The following is a 14,283-nucleotide window of genomic DNA, read 5'->3' as shown; positions in this document are numbered from 1 at the left end:
AAGCAGGCATTAGAAATACCCAATTGATATTGTCTGTAAAATGTAGAAGAGGATAGGAGGCAAATACGTGATGAAGCTCAAAAACATAATTCAGTAAAATAATTGAAAGCGTAAATAGTAAGTAGGCTAAATATTTATTGGAATTGCTATTGAACAGGGAAGACTTTAAAATGACTAAGCCTAAGATGAATCCCTGGAAAACTGCAATGTTTAAAAGTGTTGTATAAATCAATTTTGTATAAAAGGTGTTTTCAAGATCTGCTTTGGCATATCATGGTAATTATTGTTTAAATATAGCTCTTTCGTATGAATTGTTTGGTTTTTTGTGAACTTGCGGGTTGGTGTATCGAACCCATTGTTAAAAGATTGTGCATGTATTTTAGATATATATGTTTGATAATTAAAATTGTATAAATTATTTGTTTTGGTTTGAATTCTGTTGGGTATTTTAGTTTGTATCTTTCCTTTTCTAATTGAGCTGGATTCCCATAAATTTAAAAGCTAAAAAGGATGACCATAAAAATCTATAGACCTGAAAATCCTATTCTCAAAAAGTATATTGAATGCTTTTATATTCTCGAGCAGCCCTCTGAAGAATCCTCTGCTACTTATTTTACCTTTCCGAGCATCTATACCATTGTCACGGCTAGTGAGAAAACAGAAACTCTGACCACTAAAAACAAAATAACAACCAGATACTGCCAGTCCAACCCCATTGAAACCAATCTGGTAAGCGATTTTAATGAACCGGTATTGGTCAGCTATGAAGGCGTAATCAATGAAATTACTACCTATTTTAAGCCATTGGGGATCAATGCTTTTATACCGAATAATTTAAGAGATTATTCAGAGGGAAGTTTCCCGGATTTTAATCCATATGAGGATTATAAAGAAACCATGACAAGTATTCTTTCCTTAAAAGACCCCGCTGAAAAAATCAAGGCGATAGAATTGTACTGGCTTTCAAAATTTCGTCCGTTTGAAAATGTTTTGCTGGCTGAGGTACTGACTGAAATGTTCGATGCCAGTAACCTCAATCAATCTATGACGAAATTGTCTTATACAACGGGTCGGTCACGAACAACAATCAACAAGCATTTCGATCAGCATATTTGTAAAACACCTTCCCAGTTCAAAAAAATCATCAGATTCAGAGCTGCTATTCAAAGCCAGCTTGACGACAAAAATAGAGCAGGGTTGTCTTATAGTGTGGATTATTTTGATCAGTCACATATGATCAGGGATTTTAAAAAATTAACAGGTTTTACCCCAAAAGTTTTTTTTTCAAAAATAACAACACTTGAAAAAGATCTCATAAAATGGATGTTTATTTAGCAGGGTTTACAAAAATACAATGATGATGATTGATTAAATAGTAACATTGCAGCTTAATCATGTCATTCAATAGTTTATGAAGCCAATCCTAATATTACTTTTATTCCCAATTCTTATTTTTGGACAGAAAAATGGGCCAGCCAATCTTGAGAAATATATGCAGGCTCAGGTTGAAATAAATCATTTTAGCGGAGCTGTTCTTGTGTCGAAAGATGGCCGGGTTTTACTAAAAAAAGCCTATGGTTTGGCAGATTATGAGTGGAATATTAAAAACACCATAGATACTAAATTTCAGTTGGCCTCAGTAACCAAACAATTTACCGCCGCAGCTATACTTCTATTGACTGAAAAAGGAAAACTGTCTCTTGATGATAAACTGAGTACATTTTTACCAGACTACCCCAAAGCCGATAGTGTTACGATCCATATGTTGTTATCACATACTTCAGGGCTGGCTATGGGTTTTAAAGAAATAGCTTTAAGCTCAATGGACAAGGATGCTGCCTATGCCGAAATAAAGAAAATACCTTACGAATTTTCTCCAGGAACTAAAAGCGGATACAGCAATATCGGCTATTATTTGTTGGCTAAGATCATTGAAAAAGTGTCAGGGGAGAAGTATGCCATTTTCTTAAAGAAGAATATATTTGAAAAAGCAGGAATGAAGAATACGGGTGTTAGTAATAACGAATCGATTGTTGAAAAAAAAGCAAAGGCTTACTATCGTACAGAAAATGGGCTTATTCATAATCCGTATATCAACTGGGAAATTAATGTAGGGCATGATGGTGTTTATTCCACTGTTGAAGATCTGGCCTTATGGGATAAAGCCTTATATGGAACTGATATTCTTTCTGCAAAGATGAAGAAACTCATGTTTAGTCCCTATGGAGCTGAAAATTGGGGGTATGGCTTTGTAATCAATCCGTTTTACAATCAAGGGTATCAATTAATTGCTCATGATGGAGGTTTTTTCGGGACAATGACTTCTTTTAACCGCTTTACGGACGATAAGCTTTTTGTGACCGTACTTTCCAATAATGAATCATTTTCCTATATTATAAGTTATGGACTTTCTGCCATTGCATTGGGAAAAGAGGTTGAGCTTCCTTACCAACATCACCGGGTTGAAATAGACCCCAATTTATACGATCAATATATCGGTAAGTATGATAAAATTGACATATTGAAAATTGATGGTAAACTTTATTTTAACAATGCTGATATGGAACTCATCCCAGAATCTAAAACCAAATTTTTTAGAGAGGATAATAATGACAGAACCGTTGAATTCATTCCAGATAGTGCGGGTCTTTACAATTCTATAATTCTGACAAAAGGTGGAGTGAAAGAAGTGGTAAGAAGAAGTAAGTAATTGAGACAATCGAAGTTGACATATTTTGACTTTAGTTGACTTCGATTGTCTTTTTCCTTTATATATATTTTACGGAGAATATTTAATTTCAATTCAATTACTCAAATCAAAGCTTGATATAGTATGAAAAGCATCTGTTCCTTCATTCTTTTCCCCTGGAAAAGTATCATAATTAACTACTAATAATTTCCCTTTATAGATAATCGTTTCACAAGGGTTATCCAGTTTTCCATCAGAACCGTCTGCATTGTCATTTTCCCAAATCAGCGAAATTGTATTCGTATCTAAGTTGAGCTGATGTACACTGTTATTCTCATAATTGGCAATAAAAATCGAATTTCTTTTTTCATCATAAAAAAAACCGTCACAGCATTTTAACTGATCTGAATTGAAAACTATTTTATTCGATTTTACTTTTCCATCTTTGTCAAATTCCAGTTTATTAATCACTCCATCTCCAAAATTTCCGGCGTACAAATTTCCTTTTTTATCAAAAGCAATCCCGTCAATTCCTATCGTATTTTTCGTAACTTCAGGTTTTAAAGTAAAAGTTGCAATGAGATAATTCTTCTTATTGGCTGCATCTAAGGTGATATTTTTAGAATTTAATTGTTCCAATGAAAAACTGTAAATTCCGCTTTCTCTTCTGTTTTTAAATAAAGCATCTGTTATATAAACCCGGTTTTTATACCATCTTACAGCTTCTCCAAAATTAAATCCTTCAACCAAAACCTCAGCATGTAAAGGTTTCCCGTCTTTTACAATAATCCGAATCAATCTTGAAAAGTTTTCGTTTCCTGTAAAAAACTGATTATCCATAAAATATAAATTCCCGTCAGGACCAAATTCCATTCCCATTGGATGCACTTTTTTAGTAATAGGATGCAAGGGAAGTTGATCAAACCAAATCACGGGTTTATCATTTTTATCAAAAGTTAGAATTCTGCTTCCATATTGATCAAATGAAATTGGATTTGTGATCGATAAAAATAGATTACCCTTTTTATCTAAAGCCATTCCGTCTGGCGTTTGATTGGTTTCTCCCAAATCAGCAAACAAGGTTGGCTTTATGAGTTTAGAAGTTTTGCTGTATACTATTTCTTGTTGGGTCTCTTGTGAAAACAAGTGTATGGTACTCATTAGAATCAGAATGCCAATTGCTTTTTTAATTCCTTTTTTCATTTCGTATTGTTGGGTTAATCATTTTTCGTTAAAAGTTTTTTTATTTGAGCATATTACTTAACAGTGCTGCTGGTGGAATAATAAATTTGATCATTTCTGTTATTTTAAGCGAAAATAATCATGTCATTATGATCTTGTTTTGAGGGCAATTGAAGACCTTGTTTCAGCATTCAAATAATAGATTTTTACATTTTATGGAATTCGTATGCTGAAATGCAGTTTTTAGAAGCTAAAACATACTATTCAGATTAATTGACGTGCCTTATGTCTATATTTTGTTACTTTGCTGTTAATTAAAATATATAATGAATCTTCTCAACAGCATTGACTTAAAAAGGACGGCGCTTCATTGTCTCTACTGGATTTTATTTTTGCTGTTTTTTTTTGCAAATAAATCTGATCAAGAAGATTCTTATGCATTCTTTGTTGTTTATTCCTGGAAAATTTTAGCACAAGCCGCTGCTGCTTATGGTTTGATATATTGGATTATTCCGGAAACATTAAATAAAAAAAAATATTTACTTTTCATTATTTCTGCCTTAGGCTGGCTTTATCTTGTTTTTGCTCTTTTAATAATCTTGAAATTTTATTATCTGGAACCCAGATTCCCAACTTTCTTTGATAATTGGCTTGGTCATACCATGACGATTCGTGAACGTCTTACTTCGGGCAAATTGATCGTAAGAGAGTTTTCTTTTATCACATACCCTGTTATTATTTTAGGATTTATCAGTTTTAATCGCAAACAAACGCGTCTTTTAAAAGTGGAAGAAGAAAAAAGATCGATAGAATTAAAGGTGCTGAAAAACCAGCTGAATCCTCATTTCTTGTTTAATACTTTAAATAATCTATATACTCTAGCCCTAAAAAAAGATGATAAGGCACCTGAGGTAATTGCTAAATTATCTGAGATTTTAGACTTTGTTTTATACCGCTGCAATGAAGATTATGTTTCTGTTGAAAAAGAAATTATGCTGATTGAGAATTATATTGCTTTGGAAAAATTGCGGTATGACGAAAACAGATTGGATATTTTATTTACGAAAGATATTCAGGAAAGTAATAAAATTTCGCCTTTAATTGTATTGACTTTTATCGAAAATGCTTTTAAGCATGGGGTTATTAATGAAACTGAAAAAGCAACAATCAGACTGAATTTAGAAAGTAAAAAAGGCCAGATTATTTTCAGCATTGAGAACACAAAACCTCAAAATGAATTGACCCGGATTTCAGACCAATCTAAAATTGGTTTAGAAAATGTCCGGAAACAATTGGATTTATTATATCCCAAAAAACATCAATTGGAAATTGAAGAAACGAAGACGTTTTATAAAGTTAAACTTTGGCTGAAAAATTAAAACGGGAAAGAACTTTTATAAGACTGTGAATAGATCATTCAAAACCATTAAATTAGCTTTTGGAATTCAAATCACTTATCCCGCATGAAACATAGATGTATTATTGTTGACGACGAACCTTTGGCAAGAGAATTAATAGCTTCTCATTTGGCCAACTTTGAAAGTTTTGAGTTAATAGATTCTTTTGAAAATGCATTGAAAGCGTATTCCTTTTTAGAGTATAACTCTGTAGATTTAATCTTCTTAGATATTGAAATGCCTCTACTGAAAGGAAATGATTTCTTGAAAAAAATAAAAAATCCACCCAAAGTAATTTTTACAACAGGTTACAGAGAGTATGCTATTGAAGGGTATGAACTTAATGTAATCGATTATCTTTTGAAGCCGATTACTTTTGATCGTTTTTTTGTTTCAATAGAAAAATTTAAACAACTTCAACCGCCAAAGAAAGAAGTTAATGCGGAATCTGAAGATCATATTTTTGTAACCAGTGGCAATAGACATATTAAAATTATCTTTAATGAAATTATGTATATCGAAAGCCTGAAAGATTACATAACGATTCATTTGGAAAATGGAATATCACATCATATAAAACAGAATATCTCGGTTTTTGAAAAATTATTGAATTTTGATTTTATTAGAATTCATCGTTCTTTTATTATTCATACCAAAAAAATGACGGCTTATACTAAGAACGAAATTGAGATCAACTCCATTGAAATTCCCATTGGAACCAGCTACAAAGAAAACTGGCAAAATTATTTAGAAACAGTTATTTCAAAATAGTAAAACCGAATTCAATAAACCCCAGGATAAAATATTGAAGCCTTAAAGAAAGATTGAACTTCTTAAAATGATTATTAAAATGGCTTGTGTTTATATTTTACACTCTGCCGCTTGCCTACAAATAGTAATATAAAAAAAGACAATGCCAATAAACCTAATACCTCCGGATGGAGGCATGTTATATAAAGAAACAGATATGACTCAGTTTTTCCCTGAGCCATTAAATGCAATAACTGCCCTATTTTTTCTAGCCATAGCTATTTTCTGGACTCTTAAAATAAAGGATAATTTTAAAGAATATCCTTTTTTAACCTACTGCTTAGTTTTATTATATATTGGTGCCATAGGAGGAACTGTTTACCATTCTTTCAGACAATGGCCGGTATTTATCATGATGGATTGGCTGCCCATTATGTTGTTATGCCTTTCTGCTGGATTTTATTTTGTAACCCAGAGCACCAGATGGTACTATGCTGTTGCAATGGTTCTGGGATATGTAGCACTTATGTTTACTTTGAGAAACTGGATTCTGGTAGATAACCCTTCTCTCTTTATCAACGTCAATTATGCAATCATGGCCTCATTGGTAGTTTTCTCGGTCATAAGGTATTTGATATATACTCATTGGAAAGCTGGCAAATGGGTAGGTTTTGCTGTACTATCATTTGTTTTTGCACTGACCTTCCGTATCGTTGATAAGTGGGAATGGTTGAGTTTTGGAACGCATTTTTTGTGGCATACTTTCGGGGCGATAGCAACGTTTTGTATGTTTAATTATATTTATCTTACGCGGAATGTGATTAGGAAAGCGTAATTTTTTGTTATGCAAAGTTTCAGGCCTTGAACTGGTAAAAATGATTATTTCCTTTTAAACTTCAAAATCAGTATATCTCGGAGAGTGGATTATAGATAAATCATAATTTTCAGCAAATGGCTTCGGCAGCAAAAATGCGATTGCTGATAATAATTCTGAAGAAAGGAAGGTGCAAAATTGTAGAGTAGGGTTGGTGAAAAACATCTAATCCTCTATTACAATAGAGGATTAGATGTTTTTTTGTTTTGATTTTTGATGAATAAAGTTGAGGAATTTTGAGCTAGTAAATAAGATTACTTCCTTTGAACTTGTTCCAAATTGGGAGACTTCAAGGGGGGGATATGTTATTTAAAGTTAGGAACTCTCAAAAATGGAATGAGATATCAAACTAAATTCTTACGTTGTAAATAATAAGGAAAAAGCTCTTTGAAAAATTATTTAATTGTAAATTTGCGCTATGTCAGAAAATAAAAAAATGAATACTAAGATTGGGATTTTTTCCTTTTTTGCAGGGGCTGGTTTTCTTGATTTAGGCTTTGAAACGACTAAAGGTTATGAAACTCTTTTTGTTAATGAATATCATAAACCATTCATGGAAATTTATAAATCTTCCAGAAAAGGACTGAAGATTAAAGAACCAATTTTTGGGCATAATACTGATGATATTTGTGATTTTCTTAATGAAGCGAAGACTAATGAATTACAGAAAAATATAAATACAGCAAGAACTAAATTTGATTTAATAGGATTTATTGGAGGGCCACCCTGCCCTGATTTTTCAGTGGGAGGAAAAAATAAGGGAATAGAAGGAGAAAATGGAAAACTGTCTGGGACATATATTGAATTAATTGTTAGAAATAGTCCGGACTTCTTTCTTTTTGAAAATGTTAAAGGCTTGTATAGAACAAAAAAACACAGGGCTTTTTTTGATGAAATGAAGCTTAAGTTGATTGAAAATGGTTATTATTTAACAGAAAAGCTTATTAATGCTCTTGATTTTGGTGCACCTCAAGATAGAGAAAGAATTATTTTGTTAGGATTTAAAAGGAATGCCTTATTAGAAATGGGAATGGAATTGAACGGTTCTCCATTTTTAAAATCATTTGATTGGAATGTTAAAACAATATATAACTCTAAAGATGTTCTGTCTAAAGAGTGGCCTAAACAAGAGACATATGTTGAAGACGGTTTGAAACCAATGCCTAAAGGGATTGAAAAAAAACTAACAGTTCAATATTGGTTTGATAAAAATAATGTAGTAAATCATCCTAATTCAAAACATTATTTTCAACCTAGAGCAGGTTTAATCAAATTTCAGTCAATTCAGGAAGGAGACGACCTTAAAAAGTCATATAAAAGACTTCATCGTTGGCGTTATTCACCAACAGCAGCGTATGGAAATAATGAGGTTCATCTTCATCCTTATAAGCCAAGGAGGCTTTCAGCTGCAGAGGCGTTGGCAATTCAATCTTTACCGATAAATTTTGTTATTCCTGAACATATTTCTTTATCCAATATGTTTAAAACAATAGGAAATGGCGTGCCATACCTTGCTGCTAAAGGATTGGCGGAAACAATAAGTGTTTTTATTGAAAAAATAAAGAATAAAGAGTTAAAGCATGCAGAAATTATCAGCTAGTAACATTGTTGCATTTATCAACCAATTGGATAAAAGGCTCACATATAATTATATTAATCCTAAGACAAAAGGTGTTATTAAAATAGAAGGGGTCGATATGCCTGAGGGCCCAATTAGAATTAAAAGATGGAATCCTTCTTTAGGAGAAACTGAAGTAGATCAAAAGATTGAAAGTATTTCTAGTGAAATGATTTGGAGAGTAGCTAATGCTTTCAATCCAAACCAACCAATTAATTTTGACAGGGTTTTAGGTGCAAGTTATAATACTAGAAGTGTATTTGAAGCATTGCTTGCACATACACCTGAATTCTATTTTTGTTATCCAGGACGTGTTGAAAATAAGGGAGGAATTTCTTCAATCAAGCATGGACATAAGCATTTAATGTGGAGGCCAGATGCTCCTCATAAAAGTGGTGTTTTAATTAAGATTGAAACTGATATAGTAATATCAGAAGTTCCTACACTTGATGTATTTTATGATTCTTTAGTTCTACCCGATAATTTTGAGCAGCAAGAAATAGATATTGATGTAAAAAGAAGACATGCCCAAATACAGATTGCCCTTTATTTTATAGGTAAACAGTTGGGTTTTAGAACTTGGATAGCTCAAAATGATAAAGGTATTTTATACCAAAACAAAAGAATTGGAGAATATGAAGGAGTAATTGCATCGCTTAAAGATGAGAAATTAATGACTGCTTATGATGATGCTATCCAAGCGGCTCTACTAATTGATTGCATTTGGTTTAAAAATGGAAGGCTTATGCCAGCAGTAATGGAAGTTGAACACTCAACAGGTGTAACAAGTGGCCTGACTAGGATGAAAAACTTTAAGGATAAATTTCCTCCTTTTCCAACCAGATATGTAATTGTTGCTCCAGATGAAGACCGAGATAAGGTAATAAAAGAAGCAAACAAACTGCAATTTCACGATCTTGATACAAGATATTTTACTTATTCAGCAGTAGAAGAACTTTATGCATTATGCCAAAAGCGAAAGCTTAGAGGTGTTACTGAGGAGTTTTTAGATTGTTTTATGGAGCCTGTTTTAGTGAAGTAGGATGATAATATTAATATTCTCCAAAGTCTACTGATTTTGGAGAATATTTTAAAACTAATCTGAACAAACCCTACCGCTTCATCAGCGACAAAGTCGCATCACTTTGCCTACTTAGAATAAAAACGTAATGATTCATAAACTTTGCGTTTATCTCTTTAATCCATAAATAATTTCAAATATATCTCCCGCTGAGTTGGTAAAGTCATAAGATTATTTCCTTTAAAATTGTTCCAAAGTCAGGAGGCTTCGGAGAGTAAGTGATACGAATATCACTATGATTTTACATCGATGCCGATACCGTAAACTTCGTACCTTAATAAGGAATGCCCCTAAAAAGGGGCATTATATTATTGTGCTTTTACCTGCTCTATCTTTATATAAATTTTGGTAAGATTGGGTTGGGCACTGCCTGAAGTAGGGGCTCCTGCCATAATGGTTGCGGTATAAGCGGTTTTTGAAGAAGAATTACTGTCTATCCAGGTATATCTTCTATGCTCAGGTCCGCCACCGGCTCCATCTATAATCCCTACGTTCCCCCAGTAAGCGTTTCCTATTGCTCCGGTGCCTTGAGGAAACCAGGTCGCTGATGAATCTGCCATACCGCCCCATACTCCTGAAGTGATATTGTTTGTGGTTACCGCTGAACCAATATAGCCGCCATATTCGGTATTATAATTCCAATAGAGATTTACGGTAGCGCCTGTATTGTTATATAATTGTACGTTAGGAATTGCGGCGGTTGTACCACTTGTGGTATCAAATATTACCCTGATGGAATACTTACCATCCGGGGTTGCAAGAGGGAAGGTATACGCTTGTTTCCCGTTGGGATCGCTTGTCAAGGTAGGATATCCCATTGCAGCAACAGGTGCAATGTCTGCCCGGCTGCTATTTCCTACGGTAGCGGTACAGTTTTGTACTGCTGTTAAGAAAGGAACTGCAGTACTGTTTAGGGGAAGAGTCATATCATTAGCCGTGGTAGGGGTTCCACTCACTGAGAATACCAATTCGCCATCACCAAACTCCAGAGTGCCGGGTCTTAGCTGGAAGGTTAATCCGTTTACGGTAAAAGGAGTTCCTGAATTATATGAACCTCCGTTTCCTTGACTATAGGTAACTTTTAGGTTTCCGGTGAAGGGGATACCGGCAGTGTAGGTAGAAGGACTTAAGTAAGCTGAAGTACATTGTAATGCAGAAATTGCAGGAGAGATGGGGTTTGTTGCTTGCGTAAGTCTCTGCCATACAGATCCATCAAAATAATAATAGCCCATAGCAATGACATTGACACGTTGTCCTGTAGCATCTCCACCCGTAACGTCCGTAATATAAATTAATGCGCCACTCTGATCACTGCCATAGGTAGCTGTATTGGCTGTAAGCTCAGCTCTTGTAAGCCTCGGGGCCTGTAATCCGAATGTTTGGGTGTTATCCGTAATCAGCCCTGAAGTATCTCTTTTAGCAGATACATCCACTATTGTTTTGGGTGAAGTTGTATTGAACCCTACTTGGGCAAACGAGAATCCCGAAATAAGGATCGCACAGAATTGTGTAAATTTTGTTTTCATATTAGGGTGATTTATGTTGTATGTCAAATATAACTTTTTTTATGGATAATAAAAAACTATGCCTTTATAATTGATGAAAATTAACTAATTTGTAATATTTTATCTGATTTTGATATTTTAAACTGGATTAAAATTATTAATGTAAAATTCTATTTTTCTATAAATAATATTCTTTATTGGTGTTTGATTGAAAAAACAATGTATTGATGATGGGCTTTTGATGCAAAACTTTCATTTTTGAAATTGTTGATTTTAGGAAAGTGAAGGATTGAGCCTACTTCGTTGATTTGCTGAAGTAGGCATAAGCATACTGCTTCATCAGCGAGAAAGTTGTATCATTTTGCTCACTTAAAATAAAGCAGAATTAGTAATGAACTTTGCGCTTATCTTTTTAATCAAAAAATAATTTTAAACATTATCTATTTTACAAAGCTTCATTTTTATCAAATCATTATCTTGTAGGTCAAGGGTATTGCAATTTAATTGTAAGCATTAAAGACAATTAAAGTGATATCATTGGTTTTTAATTTTTTCAACCCTATGTAAATATCCTACGAAAAATATAATAGAATGTTTGGGATTTTCAGGTACTTTTTCTTTTAATGTTGAAAGAAAGATGATTTACTTATATTTGCCTCGCAAAGCAAATTCACATGTTCAAAAAAGTAATTACTGTATGTATCCTTGGTTTTTATACGGTTTTTTGTTCGGCTCAACAGGTTCGGCCTTCAAAATCATCTGAAATTTACCGTGAAATCAAAACGCTGAAACATCTTCCTAAAGTTTTATACCTTGCGGCTCATCCCGATGATGAAAATACGGGATTACTCTCCTGGTTAATCAACGACCAAAACGTAGAAACGGGTTATTTGTCTTTAACCAGAGGAGATGGTGGTCAGAATTTATTAGGAACGGAACAAGGTGCCGCATTGGGATTAATCAGAACACATGAGCTTTTAGAGGCAAGAAAGTTAGATGGCGCCCAACAGTTTTTTACCCGTGCGATTGATTTCGGGTTCTCTAAAAATACAACTGATACTTTTAAACAATGGGATGCAGACAGTATCACAGCGGATGTAGTCTGGGTAATCCGTAAATTCCGTCCTGATGTTATCATTTGTCGTTTTCCTCCTACTGCTGCGGCAGGTCACGGACAGCATGCGGCTTCGGCTGTGGTTGCGGAAAAAGCTTTTAAGCTTGCAGGTGATAAAACCGCTTTCCCGGATCAACTAAAATATGTTAATGCATGGCAGCCAAAACGTGTATTGTGGAATACTTTCCGCTTTGGCGGAGTGAATACAACCGCTGAAAATCAACTGAAAGTTACCGTTGGGCAATATGATGCACAACTGGGAATGGGCTATGGTGAATTGGCAGGATTAAGCAGAAGTTTACATAAAAGCCAGGGTGCCGGAACACAGTCTGTAGCCGGGATCAGAACAGAATATTTCTCCCATGTTATCGGTGAGCCGGCAAAAACAACGCTTTTCGATGGAATTGTTAAAACCTGGACTTCACAAGGAAATGCTGATATTGACCAATCATTAGATGCAATTATTTCCGCTTTCAATTTCAATAATCCAGACCTCAGCTTACCTGCTTTGCTTGCTTTGCGAAAAAAGGTGATGGCATTAAAAGATGGAGATCTGAAAAAGGATAAAATAAAATCTCTCGACAATATTATTTTAAGCTGTGCCGGATTTATGGGTGAGGTGGTTACCAACCAGGCTGAAGCAGTTGCCGGAGATCATTACAATTTCAGGTTAAATTTGATCTCAAGAGCTACAAACTCGGTTGTTTTAGAAAATATTAAATGGTTAAATCAATCAGAAAGCTTCAACAGAAAACTATCAAAAGATTCTTTAATTACCATTCAGCATGACATACAGATTCCTGCAGATGCAGCGCTTACAGAACCTTACTGGTTGGCAAAACCAGCGGTGAATGCGGCAACGTTCTCTGTTCCCAATGATACTTTAGTCGGTTTGCCAGAGGCAGAATCACCACTGAATGTTTTACTTGATGTAAAAATCGGTTCAGAAAAGTTTCAGGTTAAACTTCCTTTATCGTTCAAGAAATTAGATCCTGTGCGTGGTGATGTGGTTGAGGCCTTGCGTATTGTTCCTGCATTGGAACTGAAATTTACGCAACCACTTTATTGGGTTAAAGAAAATGAAGATTTGCCTTTGAGTTTAAATGTTAAGATTAATTCTAACAAACAGTACAGTAATGGTATTCTCAACCTGATGTATAACGGAGAGCGGTTAGGCAGTGCTGAGGTAAGTTCGCTCAATGGAAAAGATACTACCATCGATTATGTTATTCCAAAAGCTAAGCTTGCCGCAATACATTCGGCTCGTTTGCCATTGGATGCCAATTTTGTTGCAGATGGAGTAACCTATAATAAAAAACAGGTATTAATTCAGTACCCGCATTTACCCTCCTTACAATATTTTGCGCCTGCCACTGTAACTGTAATGAAAAGTGATATTCAGGCGAATGTTAAAAAAGTGGGCTACATAGAAGGTGCGGGCGATTTCATTCCTGAGTTCCTACGCATTGCAGGGATTCAGGTAGATGTGCTGAAGGACGAAGATTTTTATGGAAACATAGATGAATCCGGCAAAAACGGTAGCCAAAGCAAGCTGTCTCAATATGATGCCATCGTATTGGGTATTCGTGCCAATAACACTGAGAAAAAGCTGGGGCGATGGATGCCTTTTTTATGGTCTTATGTAAAAGCTGGAGGCAATTTGATGATGCAGTATAATACTAATCAGGATACCACCGTTGACAAATTGGGAATGTACAATTTCAGTATTGCCAATAAGCGGGTTACTGAAGAAAATGCCAAGGTTACGTTGTTAAATCCCAATCATAAATTACTGAACTTTCCAAACAAAATTACTACGGATGATTTTAAAGGCTGGGTACAGGAGCGTGGCGCTTATTTCCCTGCTCAATGGGATGCTGCGTATGAACCGCTTTTTGAAATGCACGATGCAGATGAGGAGCCTCTGCAGGGATCAACTTTATATGCCAAATACGGAAAGGGTAATTTTATTTATACTCCATTGGCATTTTTCAGACAGCTGCCTGCGGGAAATGTTGGAGCGGCACGTTTATTTTTAAACTTTTTATCTGCACAGAAAAACTGATGAACAAA

Annotated in this window: 10 protein-coding genes; 8 read left to right on the top strand and 2 right to left on the bottom strand. The window is 34.6% G+C overall.

The window, feature by feature from the left end; all coding sequences use genetic code 11:
• Positions 1–510: 510 nt before the first annotated feature.
• Complete coding sequence (locus CQ022_RS07195) at positions 511–1,335, top strand: helix-turn-helix domain-containing protein (protein WP_105680764.1); 825 nt, start codon at positions 511–513, stop codon at positions 1,333–1,335.
• Positions 1,336–1,411: 76 nt separating this feature from the next.
• Positions 1,412–2,710, top strand: a complete 1,299-nt coding sequence (locus CQ022_RS07190; protein WP_105680763.1) for a serine hydrolase domain-containing protein — start codon at positions 1,412–1,414, stop codon at positions 2,708–2,710.
• Positions 2,711–2,803: 93 nt separating this feature from the next.
• Here CQ022_RS07190 and CQ022_RS07185 read toward each other — a convergent pair whose 3' ends face one another.
• A complete protein-coding gene (locus tag CQ022_RS07185) occupies positions 2,804–3,892 on the bottom strand; it encodes a hypothetical protein (RefSeq protein ID WP_105680762.1) in 1,089 nt (362 codons plus the stop codon).
• A gap of 578 nt (positions 3,893–4,470) precedes the next feature.
• Here CQ022_RS07185 and CQ022_RS07180 point away from each other — a divergent pair.
• From CQ022_RS07180 to CQ022_RS07160, 5 genes are all read left to right on the top strand, one after another.
• On the top strand, positions 4,471–5,250 hold the full coding sequence (locus tag CQ022_RS07180) for a sensor histidine kinase (RefSeq protein ID WP_165791593.1): 780 nt from the start codon (positions 4,471–4,473) through the stop codon (positions 5,248–5,250).
• Between the two features lie 84 nt (positions 5,251–5,334).
• Positions 5,335–6,039, top strand: coding sequence for a LytR/AlgR family response regulator transcription factor (locus CQ022_RS07175; protein WP_105680760.1), 705 nt, complete (start codon positions 5,335–5,337; stop codon positions 6,037–6,039).
• A 142-nt stretch (positions 6,040–6,181) separates the two neighbouring features.
• The gene (locus tag CQ022_RS07170) at positions 6,182–6,853 is read left to right on the top strand and encodes a hypothetical protein (RefSeq protein ID WP_105680759.1); all 672 of its coding nucleotides are present in this window, start codon (positions 6,182–6,184) and stop codon (positions 6,851–6,853) included.
• A 457-nt stretch (positions 6,854–7,310) separates the two neighbouring features.
• Entirely contained in the window at positions 7,311–8,492 is a 1,182-nt protein-coding gene (locus tag CQ022_RS07165) for a DNA cytosine methyltransferase (protein ID WP_228421484.1), read from the top strand.
• A complete protein-coding gene (locus CQ022_RS07160) occupies positions 8,473–9,552 on the top strand; it encodes a restriction endonuclease (RefSeq protein ID WP_105680758.1) in 1,080 nt (359 codons plus the stop codon). Before CQ022_RS07165 ends, CQ022_RS07160 begins: the two co-directional genes overlap by 20 nt.
• 347 nt (positions 9,553–9,899) lie before the next feature.
• Here the strand turns inward: CQ022_RS07160 and CQ022_RS07155 are convergent, their stop codons facing one another.
• The gene (locus tag CQ022_RS07155) at positions 9,900–11,117 is read right to left on the bottom strand and encodes a hypothetical protein (protein ID WP_105680757.1); all 1,218 of its coding nucleotides are present in this window, start codon (positions 11,115–11,117) and stop codon (positions 9,900–9,902) included.
• Positions 11,118–11,770: 653 nt separating this feature from the next.
• Between CQ022_RS07155 and CQ022_RS07150 the strand changes: the two genes are divergently transcribed.
• A complete protein-coding gene (locus tag CQ022_RS07150; RefSeq protein WP_105680756.1) occupies positions 11,771–14,275 on the top strand; it encodes a PIG-L family deacetylase in 2,505 nt (834 codons plus the stop codon).
• Positions 14,276–14,283 lie beyond the last annotated feature (8 nt).

Origin of the sequence: Chryseobacterium culicis (assembly GCF_002979755.1) — a bacterium.
Taxonomy (GTDB): Bacteria; Bacteroidota; Bacteroidia; order Flavobacteriales; family Weeksellaceae; genus Chryseobacterium; species Chryseobacterium culicis_A.
The sequence above is the reverse complement of the archived record's forward strand: the minus strand, read 5'-3'. Positions and strand labels throughout refer to the sequence as shown.